General features: G+C 41.2%; 12 protein-coding genes. 8 read left to right on the top strand and 4 right to left on the bottom strand.

What is annotated here, in order from left to right:
- From tuf to modF, 5 genes are all read left to right on the top strand, one after another.
- On the top strand, positions 1-1,032 hold a 1,032-nt coding region (gene tuf, locus BM380_RS14220; protein ID WP_090494895.1), incomplete at its 5' end, for an elongation factor Tu.
- Positions 1,033-1,757: 725 nt separating this feature from the next.
- Positions 1,758-2,120 (top strand): hypothetical protein, encoded by a 363-nt coding sequence (locus tag BM380_RS14215; RefSeq protein WP_013463853.1) that lies wholly within the window; start codon positions 1,758-1,760, stop codon positions 2,118-2,120.
- Positions 2,120-4,450: a fatty acid cis/trans isomerase gene (locus BM380_RS14210; protein ID WP_090494893.1), complete on the top strand. Its 2,331-nt coding sequence runs from the start codon at positions 2,120-2,122 to the stop codon at positions 4,448-4,450. The genes BM380_RS14215 and BM380_RS14210 overlap by 1 nt, the downstream gene beginning before the upstream one ends.
- 119 nt (positions 4,451-4,569) lie before the next feature.
- Positions 4,570-6,294 carry a response regulator gene (locus tag BM380_RS14205; protein WP_090494891.1) on the top strand — a complete coding sequence of 575 codons (1,725 nt, stop codon included), beginning with the start codon at positions 4,570-4,572 and terminating at the stop codon, positions 6,292-6,294.
- Positions 6,295-6,361: 67 nt separating this feature from the next.
- Positions 6,362-7,813 carry a molybdate ABC transporter ATP-binding protein ModF gene (modF, locus tag BM380_RS14200; RefSeq protein WP_090494890.1) on the top strand — a complete coding sequence of 484 codons (1,452 nt, stop codon included), beginning with the start codon at positions 6,362-6,364 and terminating at the stop codon, positions 7,811-7,813.
- Positions 7,814-7,819: 6 nt separating this feature from the next.
- On the opposite strand, the gene BM380_RS14195 is transcribed toward modF, so the two are convergent.
- The 4 genes from BM380_RS14195 to BM380_RS14180 form a co-directional block, all read right to left on the bottom strand.
- Positions 7,820-8,698 (bottom strand): TraB/GumN family protein, encoded by an 879-nt coding sequence (locus BM380_RS14195; protein ID WP_090494888.1) that lies wholly within the window; start codon positions 8,696-8,698, stop codon positions 7,820-7,822.
- 100 nt (positions 8,699-8,798) lie between these two features.
- Complete coding sequence (locus BM380_RS14190; protein WP_013463858.1) at positions 8,799-10,733, bottom strand: LTA synthase family protein; 1,935 nt, start codon at positions 10,731-10,733, stop codon at positions 8,799-8,801.
- Positions 10,724-11,095: a diacylglycerol kinase gene (locus BM380_RS14185; protein WP_008112748.1), complete on the bottom strand. Its 372-nt coding sequence runs from the start codon at positions 11,093-11,095 to the stop codon at positions 10,724-10,726. Before BM380_RS14185 ends, BM380_RS14190 begins: the two co-directional genes overlap by 10 nt.
- A complete protein-coding gene (locus BM380_RS14180; RefSeq protein WP_028834465.1) occupies positions 11,092-12,765 on the bottom strand; it encodes a phosphoethanolamine transferase in 1,674 nt (557 codons plus the stop codon). The genes BM380_RS14185 and BM380_RS14180 overlap by 4 nt, the downstream gene beginning before the upstream one ends.
- A 529-nt stretch (positions 12,766-13,294) precedes the next feature.
- Between BM380_RS14180 and ilvG the strand changes: the two genes are divergently transcribed.
- From ilvG to ilvD, 3 genes are all read left to right on the top strand, one after another.
- On the top strand, positions 13,295-14,944 hold the full coding sequence (gene ilvG / locus BM380_RS14175; protein ID WP_090494887.1) for an acetolactate synthase 2 catalytic subunit: 1,650 nt from the start codon (positions 13,295-13,297) through the stop codon (positions 14,942-14,944).
- Entirely contained in the window at positions 14,941-15,183 is a 243-nt protein-coding gene (ilvM, locus tag BM380_RS14170) for an acetolactate synthase 2 small subunit (protein WP_028834467.1), read from the top strand. Before ilvG ends, ilvM begins: the two co-directional genes overlap by 4 nt.
- 102 nt (positions 15,184-15,285) lie before the next feature.
- Positions 15,286-17,142: a dihydroxy-acid dehydratase gene (gene ilvD, locus BM380_RS14165; protein ID WP_013463862.1), complete on the top strand. Its 1,857-nt coding sequence runs from the start codon at positions 15,286-15,288 to the stop codon at positions 17,140-17,142.
- Positions 17,143-17,144 lie beyond the last annotated feature (2 nt).

Here is a 17,144-nt window from a genome sequence, read left to right as displayed (position 1 = left end):
AACGCTCCAGAAGAGCGCGAGCGTGGTATCACAATCTCAACTTCACACGTTGAGTACGATACTCCTACTCGTCACTACGCACACGTAGATTGTCCTGGTCACGCCGATTATGTTAAAAACATGATCACTGGTGCTGCTCAAATGGATGGCGCTATCTTAGTAGTTGCTGCGACTGATGGTCCTATGCCACAAACTCGTGAGCACATCCTACTTTCTCGCCAAGTTGGTGTTCCTTACATCGTTGTGTTCATGAACAAATGTGACATGGTTGATGATGAAGAGCTACTTGAGCTAGTAGAAATGGAAGTTCGTGAACTTCTTTCTGAATACGACTTCCCAGGTGATGACTTACCACTAATTCAAGGTTCTGCACTTAAAGCACTTGAAGGCGAAGAGCAATGGGAAGCTAAAATCGTAGAGCTTGCAGAAGCACTAGATACTTACATTCCAGAGCCAGAGCGTGACATCGATAAGCCATTCATCATGCCTATCGAAGACGTTTTCTCAATCCAAGGTCGTGGTACTGTTGTAACTGGCCGTGTTGAAGCTGGTATCATCAACGTGAACGACGAAGTTGAAATCGTTGGTATCAAAGAGACGACTAAGTCTACTTGTACTGGTGTTGAGATGTTCCGTAAGCTTCTTGACGAAGGTCGTGCTGGTGAGAACATTGGTGCACTTTTACGTGGTACTAAGCGTGAAGACGTTGAACGTGGTCAAGTACTAGCTAAGCCTGGTTCAATCAAGCCACACACTACATTCACTTCAGAAGTATACGTACTTTCGAAAGATGAAGGTGGTCGTCATACTCCATTCTTCAAAGGTTACCGTCCACAGTTCTACTTCCGTACAACTGACGTAACAGGTGACGTACAGTTACCAGAAGGCGTAGAAATGGTAATGCCTGGTGATAACGTTAAGATGACAGTAACGCTAATCGCGCCAATCGCGATGGACGAAGGTCTTCGTTTCGCTATCCGTGAAGGTGGCCGTACTGTAGGTGCTGGTGTTGTAGCAACTATCGTAGAGTAATAATTAACGTTTAAGTTAATTGTTAGAAAAAGGTCACTTAGGTGGCCTTTTTTAATGGCTGCGATTTACATCATGTGAAGGTGGCGCAGTTACCTTAGGCGTAGGTGCTTTGTAGCAACGTTCAACGAGTAATAATTAGCCTAGCTAATTAATACGAAAAAACCCGAGCTTAGCCTCGGGTTTTTTAATGCCTGCAATAAAATAAAGGTTTCAGGTGCAAGGTTTAAGATTTTAGGTAATACCAATTCGCTTAATTAAGCGGTCTATTTTGAGGCAGGAAAAACGGGATGATAGCTAGGCAAAAAATTCGCTATTTAGTTGTTCTAAATGAGAATTTTTTAACACAGGTAGCGGCACGTTTAGCCCCGCAAAATGATTGAGTATTATTGCGGATTGGTATAAAGCAGCTCGGTGTAAATTTAACACTGTCACTTGGGTTGAGTTTTATCGCACTTAGAGGGTAAAGCATGAAGGTTCTACACTTACCTTATGCATTGGTGCTTAGTAGCAACGATCGTTGAGTTCTCAATTACTGTAATGCTGCAGGTTTAAGGTTTTAATGAGTGAAGTTTAGCGTTCCTGTTGTTGTCTTCACGAAGTTTAAAGCAGCATTGATACCGCGCTTAAAAATTAACGAGGCTATTTTAAGGCTTGTTTATCGTTATTTAAGTTGGAACGTTGTTATAATAGGTAATAATTAAATAGTCAGTAGCGCAGAGAGTCCAATGGAACTTGAACAAGATAGCAATTTAACACTTCCTTTATTTATTCTAGATGAAACACTAAGTACCCGTGACTTAGCGCAGCCTGACTTGGAAATTTCAGTTATCTTAAGTGATGAGCTGCTTACTCAACTATGCCAGAACCCCAGTGCTGACAGTAGTATAGGCATTAGCATTGCAGACTATGAGTTGAATATCATCAATTCAAGCTTTGCTACCATAGCGCATAGCGAGCATGACGCTCAATTAACCATAACACAGGGCCCTCTATTAAGCGCTGTGGTGACTACTGTTGAAAACCTAACATTCGTATCACCGCAAATCGATATGATGCCTACGTTCGATTTAGGTGATGAGACTGAATAATGAAAAAAAATATTATAGGTACTTTTGTACTGATTATCTTAAGTGGTTGTGCTTACTTAGGTAATGCACATTACAATGAGTTATTCGGTCCTGAGCAAACACAAGATCGTATGGTTGCTCATAATAGCGGTGCTGGGGCTGAGTTTTTACAGCAAGTAAAGCCTGTACTCGATAACCGCTGCGTGGTTTGTCATGGCTGTTATGATGCGCCTTGCCAATTAAAACTCTCTTCTCCTGAAGGTATCGACAGAGGCCTCAGTAAAGAGTTGGTTTACGATGGTACTCGGTTGTTAGCCTCAACGCCGAGCCGATTATTATTTGATGCAACCACGACTGAGCAATGGCGTGATAAAGAATTTAGCCCGGTATTAAACGAGCGAGCACAAACTGAAGAAGCCAATTTAGCGGGTAGTGTGTTATTTAATACGCTGGTATTAAAGCAAAGTTCACCCTTGCCAGAAGATGAAGTATTAGATGAACGTTTTGATTTTTCACTTAGCCGCAACCAAAGTTGTGCGACGATGGGTGAGTTTGACCAATTAGCGGATGAGCAACCGCATGCGGGTATGCCTTATGGCTTGCCTGGAGTGACTGCTGCTGAATTTCAGCACTTACAAAACTGGATTAAAAAAGGCGGGAAAATGGCGCACATCAAGCCGCCATCAGCTGCTGAGCTTGCGCAAGTAAAAAACTGGGAAGCATTTTTAAATCAAGATGGTTTGAAGTACCAATTATCAGCGCGCTATATTTATGAGCATTGGTTTTTAGCACACATCTACTTTAGTGATGCACAATCACCTAACTTTTTTAAGTTGGTACGCTCAAGTACTCCCCCTGGTGAAGACATTAAATTAATAAGTTCTCGTCGCCCTTACGATAATCCAAACGTTGAGCGTGTTTATTATCGACTGCTTCACGACCGTTCTACTATTTTATCAAAAACGCATTTACCGCTTAAACTTAATGATGAAAAGTTGGCACGTATTTACCAGCAATTTATTGCGCCAAATTACACTGTATCTAGTTTACCAAGCTATGAGCCTACCCTTGCATCAAACCCGTTTAAAACGTTTGAAGCACTGCCTATAGATGCAAAATATCAATTTATGCTCGATGAAGCTGAGCTAATTATTATGGGCTTTATTAAAGGCCCTGTTTGTCGTGGTCAAATAGCACTCAATGTGATTAATGATCATTTTTGGGTGGCGTTTGCTGATCCTAAAAAGGTAGCGACTCCGGCGGTAGGTAAAATGCTGGTACAACATGAGGATGCATTAGAGTTGCCCGCAGCAGAGGAAAGTAATGCGTTACCGATTTCTAATTGGGTCAAATACTCGGTTCGCGAAAAACGTTACTTAAAAGCCAAGGTAGAGCTTGCTAATAATCTGTTCAAAAACGGCGAGCATTTAACCACCGACTTATTGTGGAAAGGGGATGGGCACAATCAAAATGCGGCACTGACTATTTTTCGACACTTTGATAGTGCAACTGTAGTTAAAGGCTTTATTGGCCAACAACCTAAAACTATGTGGGTGCTTGATTACGCGCTGTTTGAGCGTATTCATTACTTGTTAGTTGCGGGCTTTGATGTGTATGGCAATATTGGCCATCAATTAATAACGCGCTTATACATGGACTTTTTACGTTTAGAAGGTGAGCACAACTTTTTAGCTTTGTTACCTGAAACTCAGCGAGAGACAATTAAACAGAGTTGGTATCGAAAATCACCACCTAGTTTGTCGACCTTTTTTGAAAACAATCGTGAGTTTAGTCAACCCAGCGGTATTAACTATCAAACAGATGAACCGCAATCAGAGCTATATGGCTTAATTAAAGAGGCATTAGAGCCCGTTTTAAGTCCTCGTTATGACTATAAAAAAGTACCCGCACCATTAAGTGCGATTAATACCATGCCTGCCAAAGCAGTTAACTTACTGCCACAGCTATCTTATGTGCTAGTGAAAGAGCAGGATGGCCACACAGGCTATACAATTATTCACCATAACGCGCACTATAATATTTCGAGTCTACTAAACGAAGACGGACAGCGCGCCTATGAAGAAGATACGGTGACAATTGTTCCGGGCTTTATTGGTGATTACCCTTCTGCAATTTGGTATTTAAATAACACCCAACAGGTTTCGGCCTTTGCCGAACAGTTACCGCTAATGCAAGTGGAAGCTGATTATCGCGCTTTAAAGTCTAAGTTTGCGATTCGTCGAACTCACCCGCAATTTTGGCAATACAGCGATATTTTACATCAGGTTGCCCGCCAGTACCGAGGTGTTGAATTTGGCATGTTTGATTATAATCGACTAGAAAATCGTTAGGTACACGCTAAACGGTTACAAGAGCCCAGTTTAACTAGCTGGGTTTTTTATATTTAATAATTTAGTAATTAGTTTGCTAAGCTTAGGCTACAGTTAAAACAAAAAAAGTAACCTAGTGTATGTTCAACATTGTTAAGAGTATTCGCAAACGTTACCGTTGGGCTTTAGTTGCTATTGCCTTATTGGTCAGCGTATCTGCATTACTGATGCAATACTTCTTTTCAGTGCAAAAATACGATGCAAAAATTATCAATATAGCTGGCAAGCAACGTATGCTTTCGCAAAAAATAGCTTGGCATAGCAATGCATTAATTAATCAAACGGATAATCACGCACAACATCTTCAATCGTTAAAACACTCCCTTGAGTTATTTGAACAAGCCCATGAATATTTACTCACTAAAGATGAACAAGGTGACGCAGTTTATCTAAATACACCTTTATTTGATTTATATTATGCCCCCCCAAGCAACTTAGATGCAGAAGTGTTGGCCTTTATAACGCAAGCTAAAAATTTGGTTTCTCAAAAGGAGGTTATTAATTTGGCTTCGTTTTCCGTGAGCGAAGTTGAAGCATTACTTAAAAAATTAGACACTGCGGTGAGCTTATTTGAGCAACAAGCGGTAAAAAAGGTTGATTGGATCTCTAGTATTGAGCTGCTTTGTTGGTTTTTTACTCTGGCATTATTGTTTTTAGAACTTAGGTTTGTGTTTATGCCGATGGAAAAACGAGTTCTAGAGACCTTACAAAAGTATCAACAACAAAAAGAATTTGCAGAGCAGGTAAGTAATAACAAAGAGCACTTTATTGCACGAGCCAGTCATGAATTTAGAACCCCATTACAGGGGTTAATTACCTCGATCGATGAGCTAAAAATTCCCACTTCACAGCAGGATATACAACGCCAAGCTCGGTATTGCTCGGCGAGGTTGTTGGCGATGTTAGATGAATTACAAGATTTACAAGCGCTGAGTTTAAATCGTTGGTCGTTAAACCCGACCTCTGACAACTTACTAACCACCATAAATAAAGTGTTAGTTGTGTATGAATATGGTTGTACTGAAAAAGGGTTAAAGTTAATCAGAGAGTTAGCAGCGAGCTTAGACTGCGCGGTGATTGTAGATCATGCACGCTTACAACAAATAGTTAATGAGCTACTTAGTAATGCATTAAAGTTTACAGAGCAAGGAGAGGTGAAAGTCATCGCTACGCTCAACAATAACCAACTATCGCTGAGCGTCGAGGACACCGGCTGTGGCTTTGATCACCTTATCGAGCAATTAGAATTAGACAGCACTGAGCAAAGTAACCATTTTCAAGGACTCAGAACAGGCCTTACCCGTGTACAATATATTGTTGACGCATTAAAGGGTGAAATTCGTTTTGAAAATAATCGTCAGCAAGGGGCCTCTGTATTTTTAACATTACCATTAGAGATGGATACTACTTTAAGCAAGTCATCGTCAATTCCTGATAACTTACATTGTTTAGTCGTTGAAGATAACCCACTTAATATGCTGGTACTCACTAAGCTATTAACCGCATTGAACATACACGCTGAATGCGCTGAGAATGGCAAAATAGCGTGTGAAATGGTCGCCAAAAAATCTTATGACGTCATCTTTATGGATTTAAATATGCCGGTTATGGATGGGTTTGAAGCCACTAAAATCTTGCATGATAACGATAAAACACTGCCGATTATTGTGGTTACCGCAAACACCTCTGATAGTGATCTTGCTCGCGCTAAAGCTTGTGGAGCAATAGGTCATATTCATAAACCCATAGATCAGCAAAGCATAATCGCGGCGCTAAACGATGCTTTTCTACCTGAGGTTGATTAAATCTCACTTGCTTAATTATTCCTTATTACGTTAGTTTGAGTTTTTAAGCTCTGTTTTGGGATCTAACGTGCGCTCAATTTTACTACAGCAATTTAGTGGTTATTTATCTACCGATGACAGTGTTCGGTATTATATCGACGATTTAACTTGGCAAGTAAAGCAGGGTGAACATTGGGTCTTACTCGGGGGTAATGGTGCTGGAAAATCAGCACTCGCAGCAGCGTTAATTGGTGAAGCAAAACAACAAAGCGGGCAACGTCATAGTACCTTTAACAAGCTACAATTAGTGTCAAGTGATCTACAAAAGCAGTTACTTAACACGCATCGTAAAAGTGAAAAGCCACAAAAAGTAACAGACATGCTCTTTGCTGAGCCTGAAATAAATAGCGATTTATGCCAACAGTTAATCACCGCTTTTAATTTTGATGCCTTACTTAATCGTGATTTTACTGATTTATCTACTGGCGAAACGCGTAAATTATTATTAATTAAAGCGCTATCTGCTAACAGTGATTTAGTTGTGCTTGATGAACCATTTGATGGCTTAGACTCTGAATCGGTTGGGCAGCTAAACCGCCTATTACAGCAGTTGAGCGCACAAACCTGCTTTGTGTTTGTGCTAAACCGTGTTGATGAAATTCCAGCGTTTGTTGATCACTTTGCTTATGTGAATAATGGTCGTTTACAACATAGCTTGGCAAAACCGTGTGCAGCAAAACAAGCGGATTTATTCAAATTACTTCATTTAGAGCATACATCATTAAGTATTCCCGATGCGCCTGAGCGCTGTTTTAAATCAGCGACAAACACGCCACTCGTTAAGCTCACTAATGTTCATGTGCGTTACAGCGAACAAACAATTTTTGAAAATTTAAACTGGACGATTAACCAATATCAGCACTGGCAACTCACCGGGAAAAATGGCTCAGGTAAAACCTGTTTATTAAATTTAATTACTGGTGATAACCCTCAGTGCTATAACAATGAGATTGAAGTGTTTGGTTTTAAGCGTGGCACAGGGGAGAGTATTTGGGATATAAAACAGCACATTGGTTATATTTCAAATACGCTACATTTGCAGTATCGAGTGAGTATTTCGGCGCTTAATACTATTATTTCAGGGTTTTTCGATAGTATAGGTTTATATCAACAAGCCAGTGAGTTACAAACGCGTTTAGCTAAAGAGTGGTTGGCACTAATAGGTTTAAGTGACAAAACAAATAGCGCTTTTACCCAGCTATCGTATGGCGATCAGCGACTATTACTGATTGTGCGCGCAATGGTTAAACATCCTGCTTTGCTTATTTTAGATGAGCCATGTTTAGGGCTTGATGAGGCAAATCGTCAACGCGTTTTACTGCTGATTGAAAAGGTGTGTGCTGCAAAAACGAGTACCGTTATTTATGTAAACCATCATGCAGCAGATACCATTAAAGGGATTGAACACACCTTAAAAATGGAAGATTTTAAAACGGCTCACTATGGGCAACAAGCTGCTCATAGTGAGACGCTTATATAAGCTTGTTTATAACTGAGTAACCTTAAACCCTTGGTCGCGAAGTTGTTTAATTAAACCATGCTGCTCAACTAAGTGCAGAGCACCTACCGCAATAAACACCTTGCCTTGTTCAAGTTTAGGCTTGAGTTGAGTGACCCAATTATTATTGCGCTCAATCAGCATCACTTGCTCGCTTTGTTGACCGTATTGGCTGTCATCAAAACTGGTGTGGTAATAGCCGGTTAGGGTTTGCATATCGCCCTTTTTCCATGCATCCACTAGGGTGATAAAGTAGGTATTAATATCGCTTAGTTGCTCAAAAGTTTCTGCCATCATGGCATTGCTTAATGACTCTAAGCCATTAAACATCTGTAGTTGTTGCTCTATGGTTTCAAGCTCCGCAATGTTAATACTGTGCTTTTGCGCGTACTCGAGTATTTGCTTATCGATGCCGTTTTTATCTGAATAGCCCGCGTTTTGAAACTCAATTTGCATCATGGTTAACATCACAGCCCAAGGTTTGAAACTGTTGAACATGGCAATATCAATCGATTTTTTAGCAAAGTAGTCTTTGAGGAGTTGATAATTTTTTTCTGAAAGCTCGCTCTGTAGCGTACGCCCGTTAGTAAGCAGCATAAACGGCATAGAACGTTGTTGCATTTGTAATGGTGATAGTTTACTTATATCCACTTCAACAACAACTTGATTACTGTTATCCAGTGCGTGAGTCACTTTTTGTGGTAGCCCTTTCATGCTGGCATCACCCACATGCACGGTGCCAAATAAATACGAGCTAGCGCCTTGTTTTTCTATTTTGAATAGAGCCGGTGCTGCATAGCCATTGACGCTAAAGGCTAAAAGTAATAACACCATAAATAAATGACTAATACGTAATGACACGTTCATAAAATCCTATCCAAGTTTAAGTCGTTTTATAAATACTAACTTAGTTTACTTTATAGGTAACGTAAAAATGCCTGATTAATCAATCAGGCATTTTTCGGTGTTATTGATACCAATTATTGCTGTAGGCCATGTTGCCATAATTAGCCAGCGCACGAGCTTGCTTGATGAGTGCGCTATCGTTATGTTTGGGGTGTAATTGCTTATTTTTATAAATATAGGTGGTTGCCGGTTTATCTGGCTGCAAAATAACAACGTTATCATTTTGCATGTAAGCAAAGTTTTTATCGTACTGCATCATTGCACGCTGCTTATTTTTGGCCACAGGGCGAGTGAGATCGTGACCAATCATTGGGTGTTCACCGCTGGCGCCAATAAGCGACAGTAAGGTGGTAGGAATATCCAGCTGACTGGCTAATTGATGATCGCGTTTGGGCTTAATACCGTTTCCAAAAATAACCGCAGGAATTCTAAAGTGATCAATAGGTACAAGGCTGGAACCAGACACGCGTGAGTCGTGATCAGCAATCACTATAAACACAGTATCGTCCCAGTAAGATGACTTTTTCGCCTTTTCAATGAATGTGCCTAGGGCATAATCTGCATATTTAGCTGCGTTATTACGGCTTTGCTTTGGTTGCTCAAACAGGGCTATTTTACCGTCCGGAAATTCATAAGGGCTATGATTAGAACTACTAAAAATCAGACTAAAAAATGGCTTTTGCTGTTGTTGTAATTTATTCAGCTCTTTATCTGCTTGAGTAAATAAATCTTCGTCAGATGCGCCCCATGAACCATTAAAGTTAATGTTATCGAAGCTTTCACTATCAACAATATCACTAAAGCCGTTACCCAAAAAGAAGCTACGCATGTTGTCAAAGTGACTTTCTCCACCATAAATAAACTGAGTATGGTAGTCCTGCTTTGCTAAAAAACTAGCCAAGGTAAAAAAGTCACGTTGTGATTTATCGAGTTTTACAACCGCGCGTGAGGGAGTCGGTGTAAAACCGGTTATAACTGCTTCAATACCGCGTACAGAGCGAGTGCCGGTAGCGTATAAGTTATCAAATCCCCAGCCCTGTTGATAAAGTGCATCTATATTAGGCGTTAAGGGTAAGCCACCTAAGGTACCTACATAACGAGCGCCCAAGCTTTCTTGCAGAATAATAACCAGGTTTTTCTTTTTACCTTGGTAGCTTGCCTGATGAAAAGTGCGGGTAGGGGCATTTGGATTATTAAATATTGCTTGAGGATTTTGCATGGTACTACGTACTGTGGCGAGTAACTCCTCTTGAGGGACCTTGCCATAATATGCCTGACTTGATTGCTCATTGGAGAGCTGTTTTAACGCAAATGCTACACTATATGATGAATTAAGCGTGAGGTCATTCAGCAAGTGGTCGGTCGAAAATGCCACCATAGCGGGGTTTAATGGACGATGGCCTAATGAATTTCGAGCGCCTAACAGTGTTAGGCTACATATAATAACAGCTAATAGTGATAGTTTTATTGCCCCTAGGGACGAGCGGTTTTGCCATTGCTGAGTAAGAATTTTGTTAGCAAATTTAATGGTGAAAACGAGCGCTAAAACAGCGAAGAGGACTTCGAGTTTGTAACCTGAAAAAATCATTTTAGAGACTTCTTTAGGATAAATAAGGTATTCAATAAATAGGCGATTAGGGCGTAAGTCGTATTCGTTAATAAACGTGGGTGTAATAACCTCAAAAAACACTAACATTGCAGCCATTATTACTAAATACCACTTTACGACTCCTCGAATATAAGCAGTTAATTTGAGAGCATGTGCTGCAAGTGTTAGTAACAAAGCGGGGGTTATGATGTAGCATAATGTTGCTATATCAACACGTAAACCGCCTACAAAAACAAAGTGCCAGGCGCCTTCGGTAAATACACGGCCACTTTGCCACAAACTTAAACCTAATCGCGCAAAAGTTAGCAAGCATAGGAGTGCGAAAAAAAATACCGCTAAAACCCACAATGGCCCCAGTACTTTTTTAGTGCTACTGATTAAGTCCATAGCACAGACCACCAAACTAAAATAGCAATAAGCATGGCGATAAAGACACTGGCGGATGCAATATCTTTAGCTAGGCCTGATAGTTCATGATATTCGCTACCGATGCGATCAACCACCACTTCGACTGCGGTATTGACCAACTCAGCAAATAACACAAACAATAAGCTGGCAATCAAGATTAATTTGCTACTTAAAGTAATTTCTTGCAAGCAGGCAAATACGCCTAGCAAACTAAATAAAACCAACTCTTGCTGAAAAGCAGCCTCAAATCGGCTCATCCATTTTAGGCCGTTAAATGTATGGCTTAAGGTAAAAATTAGGCGCATTAGGCCTTGGCGTTTTATAACGGTTTTATTATTCATATTTTAGTTTCGCTATGGTTAATCGTTTGACATGACGCGAGTAAATCTTCAGAGGTTTGGTAGGTTTTACTCGCAACACCGGTTAAGCTTAAAAGGGTATGAAAAATAGCATCGTGTGATTGCGCTAAAGTGCTATTTAAGTTGTTTAGACACTTGGCTGTAATGCGCTGATTATGCTCATCAGCCCAGATGTAAAGAGGCACATGGGTTTGAGCTGTTGGTGCAAATGCATAGGGAAAGCCATGTAAGTATGCGCCATTTTCACCGAGCGACTCGCCATGGTCTGACACATACAGTAACTGCTTATCAATATTAGCTGGCAGTGCCTTTAACTGTTCAATAACTTGAGCGTTGATAAAATCACTATAAGCAATTGTATTATCGTAGGTGTTAACCAGTTCTTCAGCGCTACAGTTTTGAATATCGCTGCGGTCGCAGGTTGGACTAAACTGTTTAAATTTTTCAGGGTAGCGCTTAAAGTAAGTAGGGCCATGTGAACCCATCATATGCAGCACTATAACCGTATTAGCCTGACTCAAATTGGCAAGCTTGTGCTTTAAAGGGGCTAGTAACGCTTCATCAAAACAGTATTTACCATCACATAGTTCAGATGCTTTGGTATCAATATTAATGGTAGGTACGCGCGTGCAGACGTTTTTACAGCCACTGTTATTATCAACCCACAAGACATCTGCGCCTGCTTGTTGTATCAAATCAATTACGTTTTGCTGGTTATCACTGTCTAAACGAGAAAAATTGGCATGAGTTTGCAGTGAAAACATACATGGTACTGACACTGCTGTAGCCGTGCCACACGACGATACGTTATCGAAATAAGTGACATTATGTTTTTGCGTGTATTGGTTGGTATTACGCTCATAGCCTTGGTAGGAAAAATTTTCAGCTCGAGCGGTTTCACCTACCACGATGACAGTAACTCGTGTTGTGCTTGGCGATGCTAAAGTTGGCGTGGTATCAATATTTTTAAATTCAATATCGCTATAAAGTAACTGGTCACGGGCGTATTTGTAGCCACTAGAGAGATATTGAAATGGAATAATTTCTTTTTTAAGAATACGGTTATTACGACCCGTTGCCGCGTAATCGGCGTAAAAGTTAACGACCACTAATGCAATCAGTGCAAAGCTTGCTAAAAGCAGTTTAAGACGGCTAATAACTTCTTTGTATGGGCGAGCGCAGTTTATTTTTATTCTACTCAAAATAAAGACAGGTAATGCGGCAAAAAGCAGTAAAAAGCCAACAAGTTGCAGGTTTAAATAGCTTAACGCTTCACTAGAGTCAGTTTCGACGGTGTTTTGTATCATGGAATAATCAAACACCACACCATAGTTCAATGAGCCATATAACGCCGCACTCGAGAGCACTAGCAGCAAGTAGTTAATGGGTTTTAGTATTCCCCGAATAGAAACCACTGAAAAGAATATGATTAGCAAACAAATCAGTAGTAACGGCACAGAAAACAAAAATAGCCATGAAAATGTGTGCAACGAGGTAATAGCGCTAAACGCACCATGCATAAATGGAATATTAATAACTAAGCCGTAATAACAAGCCATAAAAATAATGAATGCATTAGCACTGCAATTAAAATAAAAGCGTTTTTTAGTATTTTCTTGCGGTTGCTTACTGAGTTTGAAAGTTGGGTTCATAACACGCCTCTTTTTCGTGAACGTTGTTATGCTAGGCTGCCAGACTTAAGAAACTCTTAAGAAATCGATTTATTTTAATTTTGTTAGATAAAAATGAGGTGGCTTACTAAAAATTAATCAAACCAGAATTCAGTGTTATAAGAATAGTGAATTTCCTGAGTTGAAATGAAGGGATAAAAAATCTATTTAACCTGGTTTAATTGAATTTTAAAACCTGAGTAAGCGTATTTTTATAATTATTTTGAATTGAATTTGGTGTTGACTTACCGCCCTGAGCGCGGTACTAATATAAAAAGACGGCGAAACAAGATGTTCGCAATGACTAAATCTTAAATGGTACTGAATTTTATGCTTAAAAATGCACTTAACCTAGTCCTGATTATTATCGTGGTGATTATTCCCGCGAGGGCTTCGTAGTGCTTTAAAAAACTAAGCATTGAAAAGCCCTCCGCACTTAACCGTCCGGGGGGCTTTTTAGTTTTAGAGTTAAATTTTTAATGGGTTGTCACACAGGAATGAGGATTTACTAATGACAGGCGCAGAACTAACAATAGATTTACTCGCCAAACACGGCGTAGATGAAGTATTTGGCTACCCAGGTGGTGCTATTATGCCCATTTACGATGCCTTGTATGGTGCGCCTGTAAAACATTATCTTACTCGTCATGAGCAAGGTGCAGGGTTTGCCGCCGTGGGCTATGCACGCAGTACTGGACGTTTAGGTGTGTGCTTGGCAACATCAGGCCCTGGAGCTACTAATTTAATTACCGCATTGGCAGATGCCATGATGGACTCAGTGCCTTTACTTGCTATTACAGGGCAAGTACCAACCGCTGCTATTGGCTCTGATGCTTTTCAGGAAATTGACGTGCTTGGCATGTCGCTTTCGTGTACTAAACACAGTTACATGGTTGAGCGAGCAGAAGATTTAGCCGAAATATTACAAGAAGCGATGCATTTAGCACAAAGCGGCCGTCCAGGCCCCGTTTTAGTTGATATCCCCAAAGACATTCAAATGGCGCAGGTGCCTTTTAAACCTTGGTTAGCGGCAGATGAATACTTACCTCAACTTGATTTAAACCAAGTTGCTATCGCCAATCAATTACTTAGTGAAGCCAAACGGCCTGTTGCCTATGTTGGTGGGGGCGTTCATGCCGCTGATGCGCAAAATGAATTAATGCAATTTTTAAATAAAACGCAAATGCCTGCGGTTTCAACCCTTAAAGCATTGGGCAGTGTATTACCTGATTACGAATATGATTTAGGCATGCTAGGTATGCATGGCGGTCAAGCGGCTAATTTAGCCGTGCAAGAATGTGATGTATTAGTGTGTATTGGCGCTCGCTTTGATGATCGTGTAACAGGCAACTTAGCTAAGTTTGCTGCAAAAGCAAACGTGATTCATTTAGACATAGATGCAGCCGAGGTCGGTAAACGTAAACCCGCAAAGGCTTCTTTAATTGCTGATTTAAAAACCTCACTTCCCGCCCTTGAGTGCGTCGTTACGCCAAAAGCGTGGTGTGATCATAATAAACAAATGATGGTTAAGCATGCATGGCGCTACGACTACCCTGGTGAAAAAGTATTTGCCCCTTATTTACTTAATCAACTAAGCCAGCGTATGCCAAGCACCAGTGTTGTTTGCTGCGATGTGGGTCAGCACCAAATGTGGGTTGCGCAGCATATGAAATTTAACCATCCATGCAACCACTTAAGCAGTGGCGGTGCAGGCACCATGGGATTTGGTTTACCTGCGGCAATCGGCGCACAAATAGCGAGAAAAGATGACTTTGTGATCACCGTATCAGGTGATGGTTCAATCATGATGAATATCCAAGAGCTTGCCACTATTCGTCGTAATAATTTACCAGTAAAAATACTGATACTTGATAACCAGCGTTTAGGCATGGTTCGCCAATGGCAGGAGTTATTTTTTGAAGGGCGCTATAGCGAAACCAACTTGTCAGATAACCCTGACTTTGTACAGCTAGCGGCTGTTTTTGGTATTGCGGGGCAAGCGATTACCCATGCCAATCAAGTGGATGATGCAATCACAGCCTTATTAAATAGCGATGGACCTTACATTGTTCATGCTTGTATTGATGATAAAGAAAACGTATGGCCACTTGTTCCACCTGGGGCTGCTAACGATGAAATGATGACGGAGAAAGCACAATGAAACACAGTTTAACTATTGCCTTAAAAAGCCAAAGTGTCGCAATCGAGCGCTTTTTACGTGTCGTGCGTCATCGTGGTTTTGATTTAACTCACTTGCAGCTCAATATGGACGATGGCCAATATAATATGGCCATGACGGTTGATAGCGATAAACCAATTTATTTGCTTACCAGTCAACTAAATAAATTGGTTGATGTGAAACATGTCACGCTGCAAAGCTTACAGCAACAAGCTGTATAACAAAAAATTTAACAGATTTTACGAGTAACTGTTCACGTGGTTACTCATCAATTTTAAGAATGAGGAATGCCCGCATTTATTGCGGCAAATACTGAGGTAACTATGGCTAAATTAAGAAGTGCAACGACTACTGAAGGACGTAAACGCGCAGGCGCAAGAGCATTATGGCGTGCAACAGGCATGACCGACACCGACTTTGGTAAACCCATTATTGCTGTGGTTAACTCATTTACACAATTTGTGCCGGGGCATGTGCATCTTAATCAGCTCAGTGAACTAATGGCTGAAACCATCACCCAAGCGGGCGGTGTTCCAAAAGAATTTAATACCATCGCCATAGATGACGGTATTGCCATGGGGCACGGCGGTATGCTTTATTCACTGCCATCGCGCGATTTAATAGCCGACTCGGTAGAGTACATGGTCAATGGCCATTGTGCTGATGCGATGATTTGTATCTCAAACTGCGACAAAATCACCCCTGGGATGATGTTAGCGGCGCTGCGTTTAAATATACCGGTTATTTTTGTATCGGGTGGCCCTATGGAAGCGGGTAAAACTAAATTAGCCAATATCGATATTAAACTCGATTTAGTAGATGCCATGGTTAAAGGTGCCGATGAATCGGTAAGTGATGCCGACTCAGAGCAAGTTGAACGCTCTGCATGCCCTACCTGTGGGTCGTGTTCAGGGATGTTTACTGCCAACTCAATGAACTGTTTATTAGAAGCAATAGGCCTTGCGCTGCCGGGTAACGGTACCACGCTTGCGACCCACAAAGACCGTAAACAATTGTATGTTGAAGCAGGTGCTCGCATCGTTGATTTATGCCGCGAGTATTACCAAAAAGATAACCAAGACGTACTGCCTCGTGCCATCGCTAATAAAACCGCATTTATGAACTCTATGGTGGTTGATATTGCCATGGGCGGCTCATCAAATACGGTATTACATTTACTCGCAGCGGCACAAGAAGCTGGCGTTGATTTTGATATGTCACACATTGATGAACTTTCACGTAAAACCCCGTTTTTATGTAAAGTTGCCCCAGCTACCGCGCAATACCATATTGAAGACGTACACCGCGCTGGTGGCATGATGGCCATAGTACGCGAGCTTGGTAAAGCCGGCTTGGTTGATTTATCGGTTAATCATGTTGCCGGCATGACCATGGGTGAGCTGGTAAAAAAATGGGATGCAACGGATCCTAATAACGAAGTGGCGCGAAAGTTTTACCGCGCGGGTCCCGCTGGTATTCGTACTACTAAAGCCATGAGCCAAGATTGCCGTTGGGACGAAGGGGATAATGACCGTGAACATGGTTGTATTCGCAGTGTTGAACATGCATTTCGTCAAGATGGCGGCCTCGCGGTACTTTCAGGTAATTTAGCGGTTGATGGCTGTATTGTTAAAAGTGCCGGCGTTGTCGATGAAATGCTGCACTTTGAAGGCACTGCTGTTGTTTATGAGTCTCAAGATGACTCTGTAGAAGGGATTTTAAATGGTGAAGTAAAAGCCGGCGATGTAGTTGTAATTCGTTACGAAGGCCCTAAAGGCGGCCCAGGCATGCAAGAAATGCTATACCCAACCAGCTACTTAAAATCAAAAGGTTTGGCAGAGAAGTGCGCATTAATTACTGATGGGCGTTTTTCAGGGGGCACATCGGGTTTATCAATTGGTCATGTGTCTCCCGAGGCTGCCAGCGGTGGAGCGATAGCTTATGTTGAAAATGGCGATAAAATTATCATCGATATTGCTACTCGAGAAATCACTTTAGCATTAAGCGATGAGGAACTCGAAGCTCGCAGGCAAAAACAATTGGCTCGTGGTAAACAAGCTTATAAGCCGCTAAACCGCGATCGTTATGTGTCATCTGCGCTTAAAGCGTATGCGCTACTAGCAACCAGTGCCGATAAAGGTGCGGTGCGTGATTTAGCCAAACTGGAGGAGCTTAGTTAGGT

Origin of the sequence: Pseudoalteromonas sp. DSM 26666 (assembly GCF_900116475.1) — a bacterium.
Taxonomy (GTDB): Bacteria; Pseudomonadota; Gammaproteobacteria; order Enterobacterales; family Alteromonadaceae; genus Pseudoalteromonas; species Pseudoalteromonas tetraodonis.
This window is presented reverse-complemented; position numbering and strand designations above follow the sequence as displayed.

Coding starts and splice junctions, on each gene's coding strand:
- BM380_RS14215 (WP_013463853.1), top strand. CDS start 1,758: ATGGAACTTGAACAAGATAGCAATTTAACACTTCCTTTATTTATTCTA.
- BM380_RS14210 (WP_090494893.1), top strand. CDS start 2,120: ATGAAAAAAAATATTATAGGTACTTTTGTACTGATTATCTTAAGTGGT.
- BM380_RS14205 (WP_090494891.1), top strand. CDS start 4,570: ATGTTCAACATTGTTAAGAGTATTCGCAAACGTTACCGTTGGGCTTTA.
- BM380_RS14195 (WP_090494888.1), bottom strand. CDS start 8,698: ATGAACGTGTCATTACGTATTAGTCATTTATTTATGGTGTTATTACTT.
- BM380_RS14190 (WP_013463858.1), bottom strand. CDS start 10,733: ATGGACTTAATCAGTAGCACTAAAAAAGTACTGGGGCCATTGTGGGTT.
- BM380_RS14185 (WP_008112748.1), bottom strand. CDS start 11,095: ATGAATAATAAAACCGTTATAAAACGCCAAGGCCTAATGCGCCTAATT.
- BM380_RS14180 (WP_028834465.1), bottom strand. CDS start 12,765: ATGAACCCAACTTTCAAACTCAGTAAGCAACCGCAAGAAAATACTAAA.
- ilvG (WP_090494887.1), top strand. CDS start 13,295: ATGACAGGCGCAGAACTAACAATAGATTTACTCGCCAAACACGGCGTA.
- ilvM (WP_028834467.1), top strand. CDS start 14,941: ATGAAACACAGTTTAACTATTGCCTTAAAAAGCCAAAGTGTCGCAATC.
- ilvD (WP_013463862.1), top strand. CDS start 15,286: ATGGCTAAATTAAGAAGTGCAACGACTACTGAAGGACGTAAACGCGCA.